At 64.4% G+C, this 22351-nt stretch carries 18 protein-coding genes; 9 read left to right on the top strand and 9 right to left on the bottom strand.

All coding sequences use genetic code 11. The annotated features are described in order from the left end of the window. Positions 1-327 precede the first annotated feature (327 nt). The 3 genes from rpe to FJ978_RS12865 all read right to left on the bottom strand — a co-directional run bounded on the left by rpe (position 328) and on the right by FJ978_RS12865 (position 7331). A complete protein-coding gene (gene rpe / locus FJ978_RS12875; protein WP_023765372.1) occupies positions 328-1005 on the bottom strand; it encodes a ribulose-phosphate 3-epimerase in 678 nt (225 codons plus the stop codon). A 199-nt stretch (positions 1006-1204) separates the two neighbouring features. After that, the gene (locus tag FJ978_RS12870; protein ID WP_140572400.1) at positions 1205-5068 is read right to left on the bottom strand and encodes a DUF11 domain-containing protein; all 3864 of its coding nucleotides are present in this window, start codon (positions 5066-5068) and stop codon (positions 1205-1207) included. Positions 5069-5078: 10 nt separating this feature from the next. Then, positions 5079-7331 carry a hypothetical protein gene (locus tag FJ978_RS12865; RefSeq protein ID WP_181176895.1) on the bottom strand — a complete coding sequence of 751 codons (2253 nt, stop codon included), beginning with the start codon at positions 7329-7331 and terminating at the stop codon, positions 5079-5081. 150 nt (positions 7332-7481) lie between these two features. On the opposite strand from FJ978_RS12865, the gene FJ978_RS12860 reads away from it, so the two are divergent. The 8 genes from FJ978_RS12860 to FJ978_RS12825 all read left to right on the top strand — a co-directional run bounded on the left by FJ978_RS12860 (position 7482) and on the right by FJ978_RS12825 (position 16099). Continuing rightward, positions 7482-9074 carry an ABC transporter substrate-binding protein gene (locus FJ978_RS12860; RefSeq protein ID WP_140572398.1) on the top strand — a complete coding sequence of 531 codons (1593 nt, stop codon included), beginning with the start codon at positions 7482-7484 and terminating at the stop codon, positions 9072-9074. Further along, positions 9055-9960 (top strand): hypothetical protein, encoded by a 906-nt coding sequence (locus FJ978_RS12855; protein ID WP_140572397.1) that lies wholly within the window; start codon positions 9055-9057, stop codon positions 9958-9960. The genes FJ978_RS12860 and FJ978_RS12855 overlap by 20 nt, the downstream gene beginning before the upstream one ends. 319 nt (positions 9961-10279) lie before the next feature. Beyond that, positions 10280-12196 (top strand): molecular chaperone DnaK, encoded by a 1917-nt coding sequence (gene dnaK / locus FJ978_RS12850; protein ID WP_013891973.1) that lies wholly within the window; start codon positions 10280-10282, stop codon positions 12194-12196. 224 nt (positions 12197-12420) lie between these two features. Next, a complete protein-coding gene (dnaJ, locus tag FJ978_RS12845; RefSeq protein ID WP_023765366.1) occupies positions 12421-13551 on the top strand; it encodes a molecular chaperone DnaJ in 1131 nt (376 codons plus the stop codon). A gap of 105 nt (positions 13552-13656) precedes the next feature. After that, entirely contained in the window at positions 13657-14259 is a 603-nt protein-coding gene (gene pmtA / locus FJ978_RS12840) for a phospholipid N-methyltransferase PmtA (RefSeq protein ID WP_013891975.1), read from the top strand. An 80-nt stretch (positions 14260-14339) separates the two neighbouring features. Further along, positions 14340-14936, top strand: a complete 597-nt coding sequence (locus FJ978_RS12835) for an NADPH-dependent FMN reductase (protein ID WP_140572396.1) — start codon at positions 14340-14342, stop codon at positions 14934-14936. 11 nt (positions 14937-14947) lie between these two features. Next, positions 14948-15661 (top strand): orotidine-5'-phosphate decarboxylase, encoded by a 714-nt coding sequence (gene pyrF, locus FJ978_RS12830; RefSeq protein WP_181176896.1) that lies wholly within the window; start codon positions 14948-14950, stop codon positions 15659-15661. Positions 15662-15811: 150 nt separating this feature from the next. Next, positions 15812-16099 (top strand): DUF1330 domain-containing protein, encoded by a 288-nt coding sequence (locus tag FJ978_RS12825; protein ID WP_013891978.1) that lies wholly within the window; start codon positions 15812-15814, stop codon positions 16097-16099. Between the two features lie 30 nt (positions 16100-16129). Here the strand turns inward: FJ978_RS12825 and FJ978_RS12820 are convergent, their stop codons facing one another. Further along, positions 16130-16876 carry a GntR family transcriptional regulator gene (locus FJ978_RS12820; RefSeq protein ID WP_140572395.1) on the bottom strand — a complete coding sequence of 249 codons (747 nt, stop codon included), beginning with the start codon at positions 16874-16876 and terminating at the stop codon, positions 16130-16132. Positions 16877-16958: 82 nt separating this feature from the next. On the opposite strand from FJ978_RS12820, the gene FJ978_RS12815 reads away from it, so the two are divergent. After that, positions 16959-17516, top strand: a complete 558-nt coding sequence (locus tag FJ978_RS12815; RefSeq protein WP_140572394.1) for an autotransporter — start codon at positions 16959-16961, stop codon at positions 17514-17516. A gap of 368 nt (positions 17517-17884) precedes the next feature. Here FJ978_RS12815 and FJ978_RS12810 read toward each other — a convergent pair whose 3' ends face one another. The 5 genes from FJ978_RS12810 to FJ978_RS12790 all read right to left on the bottom strand — a co-directional run bounded on the left by FJ978_RS12810 (position 17885) and on the right by FJ978_RS12790 (position 22312). Continuing rightward, a complete protein-coding gene (locus FJ978_RS12810) occupies positions 17885-18943 on the bottom strand; it encodes a D-alanine:D-lactate ligase-like protein (protein WP_140572393.1) in 1059 nt (352 codons plus the stop codon). Between the two features lie 129 nt (positions 18944-19072). After that, on the bottom strand, positions 19073-19954 hold the full coding sequence (locus FJ978_RS12805; RefSeq protein ID WP_140572392.1) for an SMP-30/gluconolactonase/LRE family protein: 882 nt from the start codon (positions 19952-19954) through the stop codon (positions 19073-19075). Continuing rightward, positions 19954-20592, bottom strand: a complete 639-nt coding sequence (locus tag FJ978_RS12800) for a 2-dehydro-3-deoxy-6-phosphogalactonate aldolase (RefSeq protein WP_140572391.1) — start codon at positions 20590-20592, stop codon at positions 19954-19956. Before FJ978_RS12800 ends, FJ978_RS12805 begins: the two co-directional genes overlap by 1 nt. Continuing rightward, positions 20589-21548, bottom strand: coding sequence for a 2-dehydro-3-deoxygalactonokinase (locus FJ978_RS12795; protein ID WP_140572390.1), 960 nt, complete (start codon positions 21546-21548; stop codon positions 20589-20591). The genes FJ978_RS12800 and FJ978_RS12795 overlap by 4 nt, the downstream gene beginning before the upstream one ends. Then, positions 21545-22312, bottom strand: a complete 768-nt coding sequence (locus FJ978_RS12790) for an SDR family oxidoreductase (protein ID WP_140572389.1) — start codon at positions 22310-22312, stop codon at positions 21545-21547. Before FJ978_RS12790 ends, FJ978_RS12795 begins: the two co-directional genes overlap by 4 nt. Positions 22313-22351: the final 39 nt, after the last annotated feature.

Raw genomic sequence — 22351 nt, 5'->3', positions numbered from 1 at the left:
TACCCTATAACGCCTGCCTTCGGGCGCTCAAGCAGAAGATCGCGTTATTGTACTTTAGAACAAAGAAATATACGCCGATCCGCCGCCGGATCGTGCAGATTTCACGCGGCTACAACCAGTGGAAGCTTAACATGTTTTGTATGCACGCAGGATCATCTGTTCCTGCGTGCTTGTGCGAGCATCTTTTCTGTCGCGCGCAAAGACAACGAAGCGCGCGCAGCTATCGGGCGGCCTTGGCGAAACTGATTCGGCCAGGCCGGACCCGGAGGGCGTCCGCACGCTCCTTAGCCGGCCTTTTGCAATTGGAAACGGATGATCGCGCCGTGTTTAGCCGGCGGCCTTGTCGGCCGCCGTCCGGATCGCCTCGATGTTGGCCCGGTAGGCCTCGACGCTGCCGCCCTTGAAGATGGCGGCGCCGGCGACCAGCACGTCGGCGCCGGCAGCGGTGACCAGGGGCGCTGTTTCAGCCGAAACGCCGCCGTCGATCTCGATGCGGATCGGCCGGTCGCCGATCAGTGCCTTGACCCGTCTCACCTTGTCGACGATCCCCGGGATGAAGGCCTGACCGCCGAAACCCGGATTGACGGTCATGATCAGGATCAGGTCAAGACGGTCGAGCACGTATTCGACAGCGCTTTCCGGCGTCGCCGGGTTGAGCGAGACACCGGCTTTCTTGCCGAGATTCCTGATGGTCTGCAGCGAGCGGTCGAGATGCGGCCCGGCCTCGGCGTGCACCGTCATGCCGTCACAGCCGGCGTCGGCGAAGGCGGCGAGATAGGGATCGGCCGGCGCGATCATCAGATGGCAGTCGAAGAAGGCCTTGGTGCGGTTGCGGATCGCCTTGATGACCGGCGGGCCGAAGGTGATGTTGGGGACGAAATGGCCATCCATGACATCGAGATGTATCCAGTCGGCGCCGGCGGCCACGACGGCCTCGACCTCGTCGCCAAGCTTGGAAAAGTCCGAAGCCAGCACCGAAGGTGCGATCAAGGTCTTTTTGCTCATCTCGCGGCCTTTCCGGGCGCCTTCATGCCGGTCACCCTGGATCGACTGCCTAATGCGCGGCGGACGACTTGTCGAGGGTGCCGGCACGGCGGCTCCACAGGCTCGGGTGGCGTTGCGGCCAATTTCCGCTGCCCGGCGCCGTGACGAAAAACCCGCCGGATCGCTCCGGCGGGTATCTGGTCTGGCATCGAGCAGCTGGTTATTGCTGCTGGAGTTTCAGGATCCTGTTTGCAGCCGGATCCTGCTGCTGTTCGGCCTGCGGCCTGAGCCGTGGCAGTACCTGCTGCAGGAGAAGTCCAGGGTTGAGCTCCAGCGACGGCTGCCCGCGTATCGGCCGGCAGTTCGGATACCGCCCGATCGTGCCTTCCGGGCAGCGCCGCCTGATGATCGGCTGGCACTGGCCATCGATCATCTGCGAGCCCGGCGCGCATTCCGTCTGTTGCCTGGGCTTGCGGCATGCACCGTCGATCACCTCAGTCCCTCGCGGACAGACGCACTCGCCGCGCTTGTTGTGGACCTGGCCGCGGATGTCGCACTGCTCCAACTGCGGCTGCTTGCGCCGGCAGGCATTGCCTTGCACCTCGGTACCCCGCGGGCAGACGCAATTGCCGTCGGCGTCGTGGACCTGGCCCCGGATAGTGCACTGCTCGGGCTCCGGCCGGACCGGACGGCAGGCACCGTTGAGCACCTCGGTTCCTCTCGGGCAGACACAGTCGCCATCGGCGTCGTGGACCTGGCCACGGATGGTGCACTGCTCGGGCTCCGGCCGGACCGGACGGCAGGCACCGTTGCGCACTTCGGTTCCTCTCGGGCAGACGCAGTCGCCATTGGCGTCGTGAACCTGGCCACGGATGGTGCACTGCTCGGGCTTCGGCCGGATCGGACGGCAGGCGCCATTGCGTACCTCGGTCCCTCTCGGGCAGACACAGTCTCCATCCGCGTCGTGGACCTGGCCGCGGATGGTGCACTGCTCGGGCTTGTCGGTCCTGACGCATTTTCCGTTCTCGAGCGCCGTGCCGCGCGGGCAGACGCAACGCCCGTCCTCGGTGCGGATCTGGCCTTCGAGCAGCACGCAGCGCTTCGGCGGCGGTGGCGTCGGCAGAACGTTGGTACCGCCGCCGGTGCACTGGCCGTTGCGGAAGGTGGTGCCTTCCGGGCAGACGCAGCGGCCCGCATCGTTCATGACGAAGCCCGGCGAGCACTCCTTCTTCACCTCATGCGTGATGATGAAGGGGTGGCACGCATAGGCCTTGCCGCGATCGCCCTGCGCATTGGCCGCATCCTTGGACAAAACGTCGCCGCCGCCTTGCACCCGCGTGTCGGGAGACAGGACGCCGACGCAGTTCTGGCCATTGACGTCGCCCTGCAGGTTGGCCAGGCGGCCGTCGTCGGGAATGACCACGGTGACATGGTGCGACTGGCTTTCACCGGCGCCGAGCGACAGGTTGGCGATGCAGGACAGGGGCAAGGTTGCCGGCTCGGGCGAACAGCCGAAAGGCGGATCGATCAAGGTGATCGCAACGCCGTCCAGCCGGCCGAGCCCTTCCACGCCGATCGCATCACCGATGCGGACCGGGCCGGAGAACGGGCTCGTCCCATCATTTGATATGGTGATGTCGAACGAGCAGGGCTGGCCGGGCCTGCATTCGCGGTCGCCGGTCTTTTCGACGCGGATTGTCGAAGAGCCGCCGCCCTTGGCGCAGGCTTGGCCGATCGGATAGACGACGTCGTCGCCGGGCGCCGGCCCATAGGAGCCGCGCGCGCAGTTCTCGAACTCGCCATTCGCCGAGACCGTCACGTCGAAGTGCCTGGATGTTCCGGGTGTCATGACGGCACCTGGAATCTTGCAGGACAGCGCATTGGCAGGCACCGGTCCGCATGCCCATTCCGCGCCGTCGGGAGTGACGGTCTGGATCTGGACGGGGGCGCCGCCGGCCACCAGCGTGGCGGCATCGTTGACCCGCACCGGACCGGTGGGGGCAGCGGTGCCAAGGCTGATGACGGTGATGCGGCACGAGACGAGCGCGGCACCGGCGAGCGAGCCATTGCAGACCTTGGTGATGCGCAGGGTCGGCTTGCCGCCATTGGGATGACGGAAGCGTTCCTTGGCGCAGGCCCTGTTGTTGGTGAGGTCGACCTCACCGGGAATGGGCTTTACCGCCGCGCAGTTCTCGACCGTGTCCGACTGGTAACCGGCCGGCATCACCGCCTTGACGACGATCGGCGTCGAGGCGCCTGGAGGCAGCGAGATGCCTGCATTGTCGCAGCGGAACTGGCCAGGACCGTTCGGTCCGCATGTCCAGGGCGGGCTCGGCCCGAAGGTCGAGGAGGCCGGCGCGCCGCCCGGGTAATTGTCGATGACCGTCAGCGGTCCATTGTAGGTGGCGCTGCCGTTGTTGATGATGTCGATCACGAAGTAGCAGATGCCGTCCGCCGTGCAGACCGGGACGCGGGCACGCTTCTTCAGGATCAGATCGACCTTCTTCTCGACCGGCGGCTGGCAGTCGCGGTCGCGATCGCCACGGCGGCAGATCGGGATCGAGGCGCAGCCACGGTCGTTCGACTGGCTGCCGAACAGCGGCTTGCCGCTGGCGCCATAATTGTAGGTGGCGCAGTTGCGCAAGCTGCTGCCTTGCCAGCCTCCGGCCGGCTTGAAGCCGAGCTTGAGGTCGACGGAGGCGCCCGGATTGAGCGTGGTCACCGGATGGGTGCAGATCATCGGGGTGGTGCCGGGTACGCAAACCCAGGGCGGATTGGGCCCTGAACTCAGCGTCGAACCGGCCGGCAGCGTCACCTCGTCGAGCACGATCTTGCCGTTATAGGGCGCGGTGCCGACATTGGTGACCCTGATGGTGAAGTCGCAGCCGCCACCCATCGCGCAACGCGTCACGTCGGCGCGTTTCTCGACCTTGAGGTCCGGCTCCTTGTCCCTGGGCGGGCACTTCTGGTCACGCGGGATGACGATGTCGATGGTCTGCGTGCAGCACAGCCCCCAGCCCTCCTTCGGGCCGGCATAGGTTTCGATGCCGGTGACGATGAGGTGGATGACGTCGCCGGGCGATGCGCCGACGATCTTCCAGTTGAGCACCCCACCGCCCGCCGGCGCCAGTTGGGTGTCGGGGATGATGGTGATGCCGGGCGTGGCCGTCGAGACCTGCACCCATTTGCCGCCCATCTCCGAGCCTACCGGCATGTGGTAGATGAAGGCGCCGCCGCCGGGCACGCAATCGACCGTGCCGCGCTCCACCTTGAAGCATTCCTTGCCGGGAGGTGGCGGTGGCGGGTTGCATTTGGTGAGATCGATCTTGATCGACGTCTTGGCGCCGGTCCTGTAGTCGCCATCGTCGGGTTTGCCCGGATCCTGCGACGGGATGATGGTCCCGGTGCCGGTTCCGTTGGTCACCTTGATCAGGCCCTGGTTGTCGACGATGGTCGGCGAGGGAAACGCCGCATGATCGATCTTGGCCGTGATCTTGAAGGTGATGACACGTTCATTCGGCGCGCCCGAGCCGTCGAGGTCGGAGGCGGAAATCCGGAAATCGGAAACCGTCGCCGTGTCGTTGGGACCCGCCGAATTGCTGATCGTGGCGCCCGGCAGCGGTCCGCCGGAGGAATCCGTGCCGTCGCCGGACACGTTGACGTTGACGATGGCAAGGCCGTGCGGGAGCTGGTCCTTGAACTCGATCTTGAGCTTTTTCAGCAAGGCCGCGAGGCCTGGATCGGCAAAGCCCTGCGGATCGCCGCGCAAGCCGAAGCTCAGCGAATAGACGACATAGTCGCAGCCTCTTTGCGTGCCCGTCTTGGTGAAGAAGGGCACGATCCGGTCCGGCCGCGGATTGATGATGCGCGAATTGTCGAGGTCGAGCCTCAGCTCCGGGGTGATCGGAGCAGAGTCTTCCGCAAGGCTGGGCAGCGGGGTCAGGGTGGCGACCGCGATACCGGCCGCCATCAGCCAGCGCGCACCGCGCCTGGCGTATGACAGGGGTTTCATGATCGTCTCCATGACGGTTGAGTTGACGGTTGAGTTGTTTTCCGCGAGCGGGAAGAGTGCGAGATTTTTCATCTTCCCCTCCTCAACGTTCGCAGCTGACGGCTGGGGTTCTGAGCGGCAAGGTCATCTTGCAGCAAGGGTAGTAGCCACCCTTGTCCTTGTCGGATTGCCTGTAGAAGCAAAGCCCGACATCCACTCTGTCGCCCGGATAATGGCCGGTGATGTCGATCGTGTACGGCTTGCCCGGCGCATGCGACTGGGGTGATGTCACCCCGACGCCGGGCGTCCTGGATTGGGCCTTGATCGAATCGCCGCCGAAGCCGGCATGGTCATGGAGATAGAGATCGGCCTCGAGCCCGCGCGGCGTGCAGAAATACTGCACGTCCTCGACATCGATACAGGGAGGCAGATTGCCGGGCGGTGGGAAGTCCGGCGGATAGAAGGGGGGCAGGTAGCCGCCCGGGATTTCCTCATAATAGCCGGCGCGACCCTCGCAGGGGTGCCAGACGGCGACATCGCCGACATGGCCTTCCACTTCGGGATCCTCGAAATAGCCGTCGAAGTCGACGAACCAGGAGCCGAAGGGCGGCACATTGGCCGGCTTGACCTGTTCCTTGGGTGTGATCTGCACGCCGTGCACGGCGAGCGGTCCGCCGGCGGCGAGTTTCTCGGCAAGGGCCGGATTATCGCGCAATTTGTCGCCTGTGTTGACCAGCGTCTGGGTGCAGACCGAAGTGTCGAGATTGCCGTCCGCGTCATAGCCATATTGCAGGTCGACGCCGCCGGCCGACTGCCGGTTGGCCTGCGGGAAACCCACCGCATATTCCTGCGGCGCTTCCACCCAGACCGATTCCGTCTCCGGATCGTCGGGATTTTCGCGCCAGTAGCGGATGACCTCGCCCTTGCCGGAATCGGCGAGCTGGCTGTAATCGTAGCGGTTTTCGACCGGGCCGCGCTGGGCCAGGTACATGAAGCCGCTGTTGTCGAAGGCGATGTCGGTGACAGCGTAGTCCTTGTCGGCTTTGGCCGTCAGTTCCCAACGCGGGTCGCCGGCGAAGCTGCCGTCGCGGGCAATGCCCACCGACCAGATTTCGGCCTTTTCGCCAACCGAGTAATAGAGCCGGCCGCCATGATAGGAGACGGCCCAGACGCGGCGTTCGTCCTGCGTGTAGCCCCAGGTTTCAGGGTCTTCGCTGTCGAAGGCGGCACCTTGTATGTCCATTACCGCGCCATCGTCGGCGACGGGAGCCAGCCCGTGCGCCGGGCGCCCTGCAACACCATGGTCGAAGGTGTCGATCAGCCTGCCACCGGCGTCGATGCGATGGACGAGGCCGGTATCGAGGTCGGAGGCGAAGAACTGGCGGTGAATCGGATCGAAGGTGAGATTGCCGATGCCGGGACCGCTGTTGGTGTCGATGTCGGCGAATTTGGCGACCTGGCCGGTGATGCCGTCGATCTTCCAGATGGTGCCTGGCCCGCCGCCGTTCTCGGTGCCGAACTGGCCCTCCATGAAGGTGGCGCCCGCCATGCCGCGGCGCTGCCGCTCCGGCCTGCCGTCCTCGTCGGTATCGGGCGTGACGATGCGGATGCCGTGCAGCGAACTGGCGCCGGCATAGAGGTTCGGTATGCCCGACGGGACGCCATCGCGCACGCCGTCATCATAGGTGAGGCCGAACACCTGGCCGATCTGGCCTGATGTCACCTCGAAAGGCGGCGGCGTGAAGACGAGCTGGCCCGAAGCCGGCCCGCCGAGATGCGAAACGTCGAACACGCGCAAGGTGGCGCGCGTGGTGTCTATGAAGGTTTCATCGACGGGATCGACGCCGGGCGGCAGGCCCCCTTTTTCGGAATCAGGGGGGTCGAAATTGGGAATGACGGTGCCGGAAAATCCGGTAACCGCCATCGAACCGGGATAGATGATCTGGGTTTCCTGCGCTTTTGCGGCACCGCCAAACCATAGGCCCGCACCGAGCGCCAGCGCCAGCAAGCCGCCTGCGTGGATGGCGCGGCGCAAACGGCCCTCAAGAGAATATGTCAAAGGAGAATACATCAAAGAAGACACGCGCGTGCCGCGGACGCGAGACATGAAGCTACCCCCGTTAGCCACGGGAGAAACATCCGGCGTTGCCGCGCAAATCAGGGCAAGGCGCGGTGGTCCGGCACGTTCTTCCCTGATCGAATTGTCTGCTTTCCTCACGGTTACGTTACTACCGCTCTTACGCAGGGTCAACGGAATCAGCGGGAAGCCCAGCGCATCGACCCCATCCCGAAGGCGGTGGTCGCGCCGAGCTCCTGTTGTTCCCGTGGACCTCGGAGCCTCGGGGTTGCTGGTCATGGCGGCTTCCTTTCCGGGGCCGCACCATGCGGCGCCTGGACATCAGTCGCGGGCGGAAGCGGAAAGGTTCATCGTCGGCGGGCCGGCTTACCGGCGCTGCCGTCTTCTGATAGCATCGCCCAGGCCTTTGGGCATGCCTTGGGGGGCATCATGACAAGCAAGCGCTCTGTTCTGCTCCTGGCGACGCTTTCTCTTTTCGCGTTGCCAGTTCATGATTCCATGGCCAAGACCTTGGTCTATTGCACGGAGGCCAGTCCGGACACGTTCGACCCGGCTCTCGCTTCCGGCACCCGTGACGCCTCCGCCACGGCGCTCTACAACCGTATTGTCGAGTTCGAACCCGGCACCACCAAGGTGCGTCCCGGCCTGGCCGAGAAATGGGAGATTTCGGACGACAGCCTCACCTATACCTTCCACCTCAGGCACGGCGTGAAGTTTCACACCGTCGATGGCTTTACGCCAAGCCGCGATTTCAATGCCGATGACGTGCTGTTCACCTTCGAGCGCCAGGCAGACGCGCAGAACCCGTTCCACAACTATGCCAGCCGCCCCTATGGTTATTTCGACGGCATGGGCATGCCACGCCTCGTCGCCAGTTGGCGCAAGCTCGACAACTACACCGTCGTCATGACGCTCAAGACGCCTCATGCGCCAATGCTTGCCAATCTGGCGATGGACTTTGCCTCTGTTGTTTCCAGGGAATATGCCGACAGGCTGCTGGCTGAAAAGCGGCCGCTCGACCTGGCGACGAAACCGGTCGGCACGGGTCCGTTCCAGCTTGTCGACTACCAGCAGGATGCGGTCATCCGCTACAAGGCCAATCCCGATTATTGGCGCGGCCGGCCGAGGATCGACGACCTCATCTTCGCCATCACCACCGATGCCAGCGTCCGGCTGGAGAAGCTGCGCGCCGGCGAGTGCGATGTCATGCCCTATCCCAATCCGGCCGATCTGGCGGCGATCAAGACGGCGCCCGGCATCAAGGTCATGCAGCAGGAAGGCCTCAACACCGGATACCTCGCCTTCAACACGCTGCAGAAGCCGTTCGACGATCCAAGGGTCAGAAAGGCGATCGACATGGCCATCGACAGGAAGGCGCTTGTCGACGTCATCTTCCGGGGCACCGGTGAGATCGCGCGCAATCCGCTGCCGCCGACCTCCTGGGCCTATGACAAGACCACGCCCGACCCCGTTTTCGATCCCGATGCCGCAAGGCAGGCATTGACTGATGCCGGCATCAAGGATCTGCACATGAAGGTCTGGGCGATGCCGGTGCAGCGCCCGTACAATCCCAATGCCCAGCGCATGGCGGAGATGATCCAGTCGGACCTGGCGCGGATCGGCGTCACCGTGGATATCGTCACCTATGAATGGGCCGAATATCTTGCCCGCTCCAAACCGGTCGACCGCGATGGCGCCATGCTGTTCGGTTTCACCGGCGACAATGGCGACCCCGACAATTTCCTCTCGGTGCCGCTCGGCTGCGCCGGTGTCGGCGCCACCAACCGCGCCAACTGGTGTTTTCCTGCCTTCGACGATCTGCTTCGGCAGGCTGCCGGGATCGTCGACCCCGATGCCCGCATGAAGCTTTATGCCCAGGCGCAGGGGATCTTCCGGGAACAGACGCCATGGGTGGTCATTGCCCATTCCGTGGTGTCGATACCGATGCGCGAACGGGTCCAGGGTTACGTCATGGACCCGTTCGACCATCACGACTTCTCGAATGTCGACATCAGCGAATAGCGGCGCAGCCATGCGAGCCGGTCTCGATGTCGCCGATCTCGATGTCTATGTGGAGAGCCTGGGCAATTTTCGTTCGGGAGAGGAGTATTCCATCCAGTCGCTGCTGCCGCGCCTGGAGCAGGCAGGGATGACGGTGCGCGTGCTCGATCGTCCGGCACGGGAGCATCTGGCGCCGGCGGCTCTGCTGCACGTCGACCTGACCGATGTGCCACGCCTTTACCACGACATCGCGCGGCGCTACGCGCGCACCATCAACGGCCATGCCCTGTCCATCCACCGGCAGCTCTATTCATCGCTCAGGATCCGTGCCGGCGACGGCCATTCCGGCCCGGTCATCGTCAAGACCGTTCTCAACAGCAGGGGCCGGCCCGAACTGCGCTGGCGGCAGTATCGCAACGGATGGACGCGGGCGATGCATTTCGTCCGCAAAACCGCCGATCCCGGCTACAAGGAACGGCTGTGCCCGCGCTACCGCGTCTACGACACTTTGGCGCAGGTTCCGCCCGAGGCCTGGGGGGACGAGCGCCTGATGGTCGAGAAATTCGCCTTCGACAGCCTCGACCTGCCGATCGTCAAGCACCGCTACATGTTCCTTCTCGGTGCCGAAGTGAACATGCGGCAGACCTATAACGACGTTCTCTGCAAGGGATCGGAGATCATCAGCAATGAGATTGGCGGCGCCGTTCCGCCCGAGGTGAGGGCGGTCAGGGAGCGGCTGCGCCTCGATTTCGGCGCGATCGACTATTTCATTGTCGATGGCAAGGGCATCGTCGTCGACGCCAACAAGACGGTCGGCTCCAACCCGGAATGGCTGAAGAAGAACCGATTCCGCCAGGAATTCAACGACCGCATGGTCGAAGCGCTGATTGAATTCGTGCGCGGTTGAACCCCGCGGCAACCGGGGAGCCCGGCTCGGCCGGGGTTGATCGGCGGTTGGGCGCGCGACCTCGGCCCGGCGGCCTTCGACAGGGCAGCGCGCCCGTGTCCGCTCGCGGCCGGCCGGGGCGATCGTTTTGCCTCCGCCTGCGACGATCGTGGAAGCCTTGCGCAGAATGCTTGCGCGCGATGCTGCCTGTTCTTATATACGCGCCAAGCCGTTCGACGCCGGAATGCCGGTTGCCGGAACGGGATTTCTTGTGAACAGGGGCTTTCGTCGGAACGCCTTACCGGGTCCTGAGAGCCTGCTTAGCGGAGAGACTAGAAAAATGGCAAAAGTAATCGGTATCGATCTCGGCACCACCAACTCCTGCATCGCCATCATGGATGGCAAGGAGCCGAAGGTGATCGAGAATGCGGAAGGCGCGCGCACCACGCCCTCCATCGTCGCCATCTCGGGCGACGGCGAACGTCTGGTCGGCCAGCCGGCCAAGCGCCAGGCGGTCACCAATCCAGAAAACACCATCTTCGCGGTCAAGCGCCTGATCGGCCGCCGCTATGACGATCCGGTGACGGAGAAGGACAAGAAGCTTGTCCCCTACAAGATCGTCAAGGGCGACAATGGCGATGCCTGGGTCGAGGCCGGCGGCAAGAAGCAGTCGCCCAGCCAGATCTCGGCCATGATCCTGCAGAAGATGAAGGAAACGGCGGAAGCCTATCTCGGCGAGAAGGTCGAGAAGGCGGTCATCACCGTTCCGGCCTATTTCAACGACGCCCAGCGCCAGGCCACCAAGGACGCCGGCAAGATCGCCGGCCTCGAAGTGCTGCGCATCATCAACGAGCCGACGGCCGCGGCACTTGCCTACGGCCTCGACAAGAAGGAAGGCAAGACCATTGCCGTCTATGACCTTGGCGGCGGCACGTTCGACATTTCGGTGCTCGAGATCGGCGACGGCGTGTTCGAGGTGAAGTCGACCAACGGCGACACCTTCCTCGGCGGCGAGGACTTCGACATGCGGCTGGTCGAATATCTGGCGGCCGAGTTCAAGAAGGAACAGGGCATCGACCTGAAGAACGACAAGCTTGCCCTGCAGCGCCTCAAGGAGGCGGCTGAAAAGGCCAAGATCGAGCTGTCGTCGACGACGCAGACCGAAATCAACCTGCCCTTCATCACCGCCGACGCGACCGGCCCGAAGCACCTGACGCTGAAGCTGACCCGCGCCAAGTTCGAAAGCCTGGTCGAGGATCTCGTTCAGCGCACCATCGAGCCCTGCAAGGCGGCGCTCAAGGATGCCGGCCTGAAGGCTGGCGAGATCGACGAAGTGGTCCTGGTCGGCGGCATGACCCGCATGCCCAAGATCCAGGAGATCGTGAAGCAGTTCTTCGGCAAGGAGCCGCACAAGGGCGTCAATCCGGATGAGGTCGTCGCCTTGGGCGCCGCCATCCAGGCCGGCGTGCTGCAGGGCGACGTCAAGGACGTGCTCTTGCTCGACGTGACGCCGCTGTCGCTCGGCATCGAGACGCTGGGTGGCGTGTTCACGCGGCTGATCGAACGCAACACGACGATCCCGACCAAGAAGAGCCAGGTGTTCTCGACCGCCGAGGATTCGCAGTCGGCGGTGACCATCCGCGTCTTCCAGGGCGAGCGTGAAATGGCCGCCGACAACAAGCCGCTCGGCCAATTCGACCTGGTCGGCATTCCGCCGGCCCCGCGCGGCGTGCCGCAGATCGAGGTCACCTTCGACATCGACGCCAACGGCATCGTCAACGTTTCGGCCAAGGACAAGGGCACCGGCAAGGAGCACCAGATCCGCATCCAGGCCTCGGGTGGCCTTTCTGACGCCGACATCGAGAAGATGGTGAAGGACGCCGAGGCCAATGCCGATGCCGACAAGAAGCGTCGCGCCGTGGTGGAGGCCCGCAACCAGGCCGAGGCGCTGGTGCATTCTTCCGAGAAGTCGCTGAAGGAATATGGCGACAAGGTCTCGGAAGCCGAGCGCACGGCGATATCGGACGCGATCGCGGCGTTGAAGACCGCTGCCGAGGGCGACGACGCGGCCGACATCGAGGCCAAGAGCCAGGTGCTCGCCGAGGCTTCGATGAAGCTTGGCCAGGCCATGTACGAGGCTTCGCAGAAGGAAGCCGCGGAAGCCGACGCCAAGGCGGATGCCGCCAAGGACAGTGACGTGGTCGATGCCGATTTCGAAGAAATCGACGAAGACGACGACAAGAAGAAGTCGGCCTGAGCCGCCTGACGGCAAGATAATGCGGAAAGCCCGGCGCAAAGCCGGGCTTTTTTGCAACCCTCGCTGAAAAAGTGCGGGGCCCTGCTGAAAAAATGACAGAAAAACCCGGACAGGCGCACGCCGACCCTAGCATCCGGGCAGCACCGCTCCTAAATCGAGGCAACGTGCCGGCAAACGACGCAACATATGCCTCAAGACGTTGAATATCCGGACTGCGGGAAAAAATGAAAGCTGATTTCTACGAAACCCTAGGCGTCCAGAAAGGCGCCGACGAGAAGGAGCTCAAGAGCGCTTTTCGCAAGCTCGCCATGCAGTTCCATCCCGACCGCAATCCCGGCGATCATTCCTGCGAGCACAAGTTCAAGGAAATCAACGAAGCCTACGAGACGCTGAAGGACCCGCAGAAGCGCGCGGCCTACGACCGCTTCGGCCACGCCGCCTTCGAACAGGGCGGCATGAATGGCGGGGCGCAAGGCTTTGGCGCCGGCGGTTTCGCCGATATCTTCGAAGACATTTTCGGCGACATGATGGGCGGCCGCCAGCGCCGCTCGTCGGGTGGCCGCGAGCGCGGCGCCGACCTGCGCTACAACATGGAAATCTCGCTGGAAGAAGCCTTCGCGGGAAAGACGGCGCAGATCCGCGTGCCGGCCTCGATCTCGTGTTCGGAATGCTCCGGCAGCGGCGCCAAGCCGGGCACCCAGCCCGTCACCTGCTCGATGTGCAACGGCCACGGCAAGGTGCGCGCCACGCAAGGCTTCTTTTCGATCGAACGCACCTGCCCGCAATGCCAGGGGCGTGGCCAGACGATCAAGGACCCGTGCCCGAAATGCGCCGGCCAGGGCCGCGTCACCGAAGAACGGTCGCTGTCGGTCAACATCCCCGCCGGCATCGAGGACGGCACCCGTATCCGCCTTGCCAATGAAGGCGAGGCCGGCCTGCGCGGCGGGCCGTCCGGCGACCTCTATATCTTCCTGGCGGTGAAGCCGCACGAGTTCTTCCAGCGCGACGGCGCCGATCTCTACTGCAAGGTGCCGATCTCGATGACGACGGCCGCCCTTGGCGGTTCCTTCGAAGTGACGACGCTGGACGGCACGCAGACCAAAGTGAAGGTGCCGGAAGGCACCCAGAACGGACGTCAGTTCCGCCTCAAGGGCAAGGGCATGCCAGTGCTGCGCCAGCCCAATGTCGGCGACCTCTACATCCAGACCGCGGTCGAGACGCCGCAGAACCTGTCGCGCCGCCAGCGCGAACTGCTGGAGGAGTTCGAACAACTCTCCTCGCAAGACAATTCGCCCCAATCGAGCGGCTTTTTTGCCCGCATGAAGGATTTCTTCGAGTCTTTCGGCGAGCGTTGATAGGCGACAAAAGCTATCTTATCCACGCCGTGCGTGTTGCGGCGCCTTGCCTTGCGCCGCTCAGGTGTTAAGTAGCTTGCGAGGGAAGCGCTGAGGAGAGCTTGCATGACACGTGGTCCCGGACTGCGGAAGGCGCTGGCCGAAAAGTTCGACGACGAGCTCAAATTCTTCAAGGGCTGGATCGACAAGCCGAAGACGGTCGGCTCGATCGTTCCGACCAGTTCGATCACCGCCCGCAAGATGGCCTCGATCGTCAATCCCAAGTCCGGCCTGCCGGTGCTTGAGGTCGGTCCAGGCACCGGCGTCATCACCCGCGCCATCCTCGCCCAGGGCGTGCGTCCCGAAAACCTCTACGCGGTCGAATATTCCACCGATTTCGTGCGCCATTTGCGCCAGCTCTATCCCGGGGTCAACGTCATCGAGGGTGACGCCTTCAACCTCAACGCCACGCTTGGCGAGAGGAGCGGGATGATCTTCGATTCCGTCGTTTCCGGCGTGCCGCTGCTCAACTTCCCGGTCGCCCAGCGCATCGCCTATATCGAGAGCCTGCTCGACCGCATCCCGGCGGGCCGCCCGATCGTGCAGCTGACCTACGGCCCGATGTCGCCGATCCCGGCCGGGCGTGGCGACTACACGGTCAAGCATTTCGATTTCATCTTCCGCAACATCCCGCCGACGCAGCTGTGGATTTACCGAAGGGAAGGATAGGGGAATAGGCAGTAGGGAATAGTCAGGAATTGCTCATCTCCTACTGCCTATTCCCCACTGCCTACTCCCTTTGCGAAGCAATGGCAGTGATCCCGAAAATCCTCGTCTTCGCCGGCTCGGTGCGCGGCGGCGCCTATAGCGGCAGGACCGCCGACGTGGCGCAGAAGGAACTTGCGGTGCAGGGCGCCGAAGTGACGCGCATTTCGCTCGGCGACTATGCCCTGCCGATCCTCGACGAAGATCTGGAGAAGGAAAAGGGCGTTCCCGAAAATGCCGTCAGGCTCGGCCGCCTGATCATCGCGCATGACGGGCTGCTGATCGCCACGCCGGAATATAACGGCTCCATCCCGCCGCTGCTCAAGAACACGATCGACTGGGTGAGCCGCGTGCGCAGGGACAATAGCCGGCCGGTCAGGCCGCTTGCCGGCAAGGTTGTCGGCCTATGCTCGTCGTCCAATGGTCATTTTGCCGGCATCCGCTGCATCAACCATCTGCGCGCCGTACTGGTGCGCTGCCAGATGGAGGTGGTGACGCCGGAATGCTCGGTGCCGGAGGGCGGCGACGCCTTCGGCGAGGACGGCCATTTCCGTGACGAAAGACTGCACACATCGATGGAGCATCTATGCCGCACGCTGATCGAAACCTCGCGCATGCTGTCCACCCGGATCGAAGCGTGACCGCCGTATCCATGCAGGCTAAAACCATGCAGGCCAAATCTATTCAGGAAAGATTGATTGTCGGCCTCGACGTGCCAACGCTAAAAGAGGCCGAACAGGCGGTGCGCGAGCTGGATGGCGTCGTCTCCTTCTACAAGATCGGCTATCAGCTCGCCTTCGCCGGCGGGCTCGACTTCGCCAGGGAACTGGCCAGCGGCGGGGCAAAAGTCTTCCTCGACATGAAGCTGCTCGACATCGACCACACGGTGGCCAAGGGTGTCGAGAACATCGTCAGGATGGGCATGACCATGCTGACCATCCACGCCTATCCCAAAGCGATGCAGGCGGCAGTGGAAGCGGCACGCGGCAGTGACCTTTGCCTGCTCGCCGTCAGCGTGCTGACCTCGATGGACGAGCAGGACGTGATCGACGCCGGCTATGAATACGACCCGCACACATTGGTGCTCAGGCGCGCCGAACAGGCGCTGCATGCCGGCATGGGCGGCGTCGTCTGCTCGGCCGAAGAGGCGGAAGCGGTGCGCCGCATCGTCGGGCCCAACATGGCGGTGGTGACGCCGGGAATACGGCCGGCGGGCAGCGAGCATGGCGATCAGAAGCGCGTCGTGACGCCGGCGCAGGCGATCCGCAATGGCTCCAGCCATCTCGTCGTCGGCAGGCCAATCGTCGCGGCAAGCGACAGGCGCGCGGCGGCGGAAGCCATTCTGGAAGAGATGCGCTCGGCCTAGAGCAATTCCAGGAAAAGTGTGACACGGTTTTCCCGGGAAAAGCGCGTAGCGCTTTCCCTTGGGAATTGCGTAAAAACAAAGAGATGGAGCGGTTCGCCGTTTCCGTTAAACGGTGAAATGCTCTAGGCACAAGAAGCAGGGAGTAGAAGAATGCCCAAGGGATATTGGATCGCCCGCGTCGATGTGCGCGACGCCGAAGGCTACAAGGACTATGTCGCCGCCGCCAAACCCGCCTTCGAGCGGTTCGGGGCGAAATTCCTGGCGCGTGGCGGGGCGCATGAGCTTGCCGAAGGGCCGGGCCGCGCTCGCAACGTCATCATCGAGTTCGAATCGCTGGCGGCCGCGCACGACTGCTATCACTCGCCGGAATACCAGCGCGCGGTCGCCATCCGCCAGAAGGTCGCCGACGGCGAGATCGTGCTGGTCGAAGGGGCCTGAGAGCGTCGCGAAGCAGAAGCTGACGCTTTCTCAGACGAAGTCCTGCAGGTTCGCTTCCCGCAGCTTCGACCCGCCGAGCAAGGCCCCGATCAGCTGGTGCTTGAGGGCGAGGCAGTGCGAACGGGCAAGCTTGGCGATGCCCGGAACGTCGCTCTTCTCGCAAGCCTGCAGCAACCGTTTCTGCTGTTCGATGATCAGCGGCATGAAATCGCGCGACTTGAAGCCGAGATGGAGCGCTCGTTCAGACTGGTCAAGAATCTGGCTGAGCAGCTGCGCCAGCCGCAAATTGCCCGACAGTTCGGCGATCGCCAGGCGAAAGGCGCGGTCGGCGGCGAGGAAGGCAACCGGGCTGCGCAGCGTCTCGGGCTTCAGCACCTTTCTCGCCGCCAGCCGGATCTCGTCCAGCCCGCGCTCGGTGATCCCCGTGGTGGCGACCCGGAACACTTCGGGTTCGACGAGGCCACGGACGTCGAAGATCTCGTTGACGTCGCGCAAGGTCAGCGTCGTGATGACGTAGCCACGGCGCGGCTCGCTCCTGACCAAGCCTTCCTGCATGAGGCGGGCGAGTGCCGAGCGGATCGTCGCCTTCTTGATCCCGTAGCGGGCCTCGATCTGTTTCTCGGTCAGCGCCTCGCCGGGCGACAGGACGCAAGCGACGATGTCGCTCTTCAACTGCTCGTAGGCCTGCTCGCTGCGCAGCAAATCCGCCGTCGACGGCGCAGTTGCCCCGCTTGGCGGTGAGATCGATTTCGGTGGCTTGGCTTTGGTCGGCTTCATGCTTTTCTCGCGTCGCGTCGGCATTGACTCGGATTGACCATCTTAGCTATTGTTTCTGAGCATCTCAGACAGGAGCTGTGGAATGCCTCTATCCGCCGACTCTCCTCTCTACCCCGCCATCAGCGATATCGTCAACGCGGCGGCAGGTGCCGATCCCTTCGGTCAGGTCAAGGCCGTGCTCGGCGACTACACCAAGCGCTTCCACGCACTCGGCCGCCTCGTTCACGAAGAGGACGACGACGAGCTGTTGCTGCACGCGAGCCCGAAGCTGACGATCTACCACATCACGCTTTCGCCCGGCGTGCAGTATCCGCCGCACAATCATTTGATGGATGCGCTGGTCGGCATCTATTGGGGTGGCGAGACCAACTTCATCTACCCGCTCGCCGGCGACCGGGTCGATGAGCCCGAACGGCAGGATTTTTCGGCGCCGGCGCTGGTGCACATGTCTTCCAGCACCATTCACTCGGTCGCCAATACAGGCAGCACCCGCTCCGGAGCCCTGCACGTCTATCTGGGCGATCTGCCGGGCACCAGCCGGCAGCTGTGGAGCCTAGCCGACAAGCGGCCGGAGCCGTTCGACAACATCCGCTACATGGCCGGCGCGCGGCCCATCGAGCAATCGACGTCCGAGCCCTAGTAAACCACCAGCGCCGCACAGGAGGAGCCTGTCGGCGGCAAGACTTCATCGGTCTTTTCAGCGGTGTAATCACTGACATTCGATATTGGCCCGAAGCCTCTAAACTTCGTTATCCCTGGGCGAAGCAGGAGCAAAGCTCCGTCGCGGAGACCCTGGTATCCATGCCGGGACCTTAGTCGTGAAGCGCTACGGAGCAGAATTCTGCTCCGTAGTGGCGCCTTGAAGTCGCGGCATGGATCCTCGGGTCTGCACTGCGTCGCTTCGCTCCTTGCTCCGCCCGTGGATGACGAAGCGATGGATGTTTCTGCCAATGGCCAATGCACGAGATCTGTCAATCCAAGCGATCGTCAAACTCATGCGCCGAGATACTAACTGGCCAGCCGGCTGGCGGCGGTTTCGGCCATGGCATCGGCAAGACCCAGGCCCCATTGCGACCGGCAATAGGCGCGGAAATCGAAGCAGGGCAGGCCGGGGCAGACCTCGAATTCGATCAGGTGGAGCGTGTCGTCGGCCTCGACCCGCAGGTCGATGGAAAAGACGTCGCGCAGGCCGAGCCCGCTCATCAGCCGCGCGGCGATCGCACGGATCCCGGCGTCGGCAGCCGGCTGGACGTCGGCAACGGCGACGAGTTCCGGTTCGGCATAGAGCCCCGCCGCCTTCGCCGCCGCGCCGGTTTCGCCGTAAAGCGCCAGGCTGTCCGCCATGGTCTGGAAATCGGCGCCTGAATCGACAAAGACAATGCCGAGCGCCTCGACGCCAACTTCCGGCGCCAGCCCGAGGAAGGAGGCGCGCACGTTGCGGCCGGCGACATAGGGCTGGACCACGACATCGTCGCGATAGGCGGCGAAAACACGCCGGCTAAGCTCCAGCGCATGGCCGAGATCGCCGCTGCGCGAATCCGGCCAGATACCGATCTTGGCGCCGAGCCGGTTGGGCTTGACGAACCAGCCGGCGGCGGAAGTCGGCGGCTGGACCAGCCATTGGCCATTGCGCGCGAGACCGGCCTGCGGCACCGGCAGGCCCAACGCGCCAAGCACGGCGCCGGAGCGGAACTTGTCCTGGCAGAGCGCGAACAGGGCATCGTCGGCGCCGATCGTCTTGAACCCACCCAGCCTCGCCAAAGCGGGGGCAGCACCGCCACGGAAATAGGCGATGCCGTCGGTCAGCGTCCAGACCAGCGTCGTGGCGGGATTCTCGCCGGCAAGCACATGCGCGGCATCGTCGAGCAGCACCGGCGTGAAGGACAGGCCGCGCACCTGGCAGGCCTCGTCCAGCGCATCGAATTCCCGGCCAAGGTCCGTCGACTGCGCCAGGTAGGAAGCGATTTCGGCGGCGCGCTCGCTCGCATGACCATCGGCGACGAGACGGTCGAAGCAGGCCTTTTCCGGCTCGTGGACAAGGATCAGCTTGGGCTTGGTGCTAGACATAGGATGGACGCTTCCCGGCGGTAGGATCGCCCACCATCGCACTTCAGCCGCAAACGGCTTTCGCGAAACCGACCCGGGCCGGACGCCTGGGTGACAGTGGAAATCAAACGCCCGATCGCCGGGCCTTGCTCAGGCGATCAGAACGCGCGGCTCGAAACGGCCGTTGACGGGAATGTCGAGCAGGAAGGTCATGCCGCCCTGCAGGTCCAGCAGCCGCTGCTTCTCGCTCTTGCCCGACCAGGCGGAGGTGACCGCGAGCCGGTCGGCGTTCTTGCCGACGAAGGCCGGACAGGAGGGCTGGTTCACCGGCATGGCGACGGTGCGGACAAGCTTGCCGTCGGGGCCATAGGCCTCGACGGCGCTGCCGCCCCAGCAGGCGTTCCACAGGATGCCGTCGCGGTCGAGCACCGAACCGTCGATATAGCCCTTGGCCGAGCGGTGATCGACGAAGATCTTCGGCTCGCCGGCAGGCAGGCCGGTGGCCGGATCGCAGGCGACCCGCATCAGCAGCCCGGTCGAAGTGTCGGTGTAATAGGCGAGCGCGCCATCTTGCGAAAAACAGATCGAATTGGTGACGGTGATGTCCGAGAACAGGCGGCGCAGCTCGCCCTTGAAAAACCAGTAGATCGAGCCGGCGCCCTTTTCCTCGCCCTTGCCCATCGTGCCCATCCACAAGGCGCCGCAGGGGTGGACGCGCGAATCGTTCGAGCGGGTGACCGGATTGTCGGCCTCGACGGACGTGTGCAGCGTCAGCTTGCCGGTCGCGACGTCACGGACATGAAGGCCGGTCTCGGTGGCGATCAGCTGGCGCTTGTCGTCGATGATGGCGATGGCGCTGGCCATCTGTCCAAGCTGGTGGACGATGGTCGCGCCGCCGGACAGGCGCTTTTCCAGCAATTGTCCGTTGACGATGTCGAACCAGAACAGCGTGTCGGTGGCGGGATCGTAGCTCGGGCCTTCGCCGAGCTGGCAGACGTGATCGGAAAAAACCGAAACGATCGCTTCGCTCATCATGCGTCTCCGAACACCGCGTCCCAGGCCGCGACCGCGGCATGCGCACGCACCGCCACCTCGTCGACGCTCATGCCTGGCTTGAACAGGCTGGAGCCGAGGCCGAAGACCGTCACGCCGACAGCCTTGTAGCCGGCAAAGTCCTTTTCCGAAACGCCGCCGACGGCACCGACCAGCGTCTGCGCCGGCAACACCGCCCGGATCGCGGAAATGCCTGATGCACCCAGCACGCTTGCCGGGAAGAATTTCAACGCCGAAGCTCCCAGCCGGATCCCCTGGAAAGCCTCGGTGGGCGTGAACACGCCGGGCATGGTGACCATGCCGTAATGCATGGCGCACGCCATCACCTCGGCATCGATGTTGGGGCTGACCAGCAGCCGCCCGCCGGCCTGGTGCAGCCCGTCGACATCAGCAGCCGTCAGCACCGTGCCGGCACCGACCAGAGCCGTTTTCGGCAGCACCTGGACAATCCTGGCGATCGACGAGAATGGCTGCGGCGAATTGAGCGGCACCTCGATCGCCTCGATGCCGGCGTCGAACAGGGCCTGGCCCATGGCGATAGCTTCAGCCGGTTTCAGGCCGCGCAGGATGGCGACCAGACCGCGCTTGAGTTTTGGAAAGGCTGCGGTCTCGGTCATGCCAAGGCTCCGGTTCTGGCGATCATGCCGTTTTCGCGCGCGGCTTCAATAAGGCCGGCACGCACGGCTTCGTCGGCATCGACGCCGCGCACCTCGAGCCCGGCAAGGCCAAGTGCTGCCTGGTAGAGCACGGCAAGGGCGCCCGAGGCAATCAGCACGACGGGCGCACCGCCGGCGCCATAGCGTCGCTTCGCCGAGGCGACCTCGCCGCCGATCAAAAGCCCGGACAGGCAGGCCGCCGCATCCTCCGACTTCAGGTCCTGCAAGAGCCCGGCGGCGCGGATGGCAAACAGCTTCGAAGTGACATCGCCGCCCTCGCCAAGTGCCCGTTCGCACCATTGCCGGAAGAACGGACTGTGCACCGCCACCGGAGCCGGATGCTCGCCCAGCGAATGCTTTAGGATCGAATGCGCGGCCAGCACCGAGAACAATTCGCCCGTCGGCCATGTGCCGAAGCCGGCAACGGCGCCATCCTCGACCACGACCCATTTCGAGTGCGTGCCCGGCATGCAGGCGAGATGCCGCCCCTTTGCCGGAAAACCAGCGCCGGCAAGCTGTGTTTCCTCGCCGCGCATGACATCCGGCGCGTCGAGCAGGCGCTGGGCAAGGCCCGGCACGATGCGGATGTCGCGGCGCTCGCCCTCGATGCGCGCCGCGCCGCGCAGGATGGCGCCGATCGGCGCCGGCACGCTCACATAGGGCGCTTCGATCCAGCCCTGGCGAGAGCCGGCCATGCCGCAGATGATGACGGGCAGCGCGTCGGGCGCGCCCATGGCGGCCAAGTGGCCTTCCAGCACGTTCGAAAACCCTTTTTCGCGCGCCGTGATCAGCCCATCGTCGCCGCGACGTTCTGCAAGCAGCTTGCCGCTGCCGTCGATCAGCCATGCCCGAAGCCGGGTCGTGCCCCAATCGATCGCCGCTACCGCCGGCGCGTTGCCGGCAAACCCCGGGCTCACAGGAAACCTCCATCGACGATCAGCATTTGCGCGGTCAGCATGCGCGAGGCATCCGAGGCCAGGAACAGCACGGTGCCGACCATGTCGTCCGGCCGCATGATATCCTTGATGCACTGTTTGGCGACATGGGCGGCAAGCGCCTCTTCGGTCACCCAGCGTTGCTGCTGCCGCTCGGTGATGACCCAGCCGGGCGCGACGGCGTTGACGCGGATGCGGTCGGGCCCAAGCTTGCCGGCCAGGCCCTTGGTGAGACCGAGGATGCCCGCCTTGGCGGCGGTGTAGGCCGGCATGTCGGGATGGTTGATCAGATAGGATGTCGAGGTGAAGTTGATGATCGAGCCGCCGCCGGCCCGCTTCATGCCCGGCGCCACGGCCTGCGCGGTGAAGAAATGCGGCCTGAGATTGATAGCCTGGTTGTTGTCCCAGAACTCCACCGTCACGTCTTCGACGGCGTGGCGTTCGTCCCACGCGGCATTGTTGATGAGCACGGTGACATCGCCATGCGCGTCGGCGACCTTCGCAGCCGAGGCCCGCAGCGCCTCGACATCGCGCAGGTCGGTCTTGAGATAGAGCGGCCGCCGGCCGAAATCCCTCCCGATGCGATCGGCAAGCGCGATGCTGGGCTCATCGGCGATGTCGATGAAGGCGACATTGGCGCCCTGGCGCACGAAACCCTCGGTCAGGGCCGCACCGATCCCGGAACCGCCGCCGGTGATCAGCACCGATGCGCCCTTGAGGTCGGCAAAATCCGCCGATGGCATCATGTCTTTTCTCTCCGCGCTCAATCGGCGCGCATCCTAGCC

It is taken from the genome of Mesorhizobium sp. B1-1-7 (assembly GCF_006442705.1).
GTDB classification, from domain to species: Bacteria; Pseudomonadota; Alphaproteobacteria; order Rhizobiales; family Rhizobiaceae; genus Mesorhizobium; species Mesorhizobium opportunistum.
The sequence above is the reverse complement of the archived record's forward strand: the minus strand, read 5'-3'. Positions and strand labels throughout refer to the sequence as shown.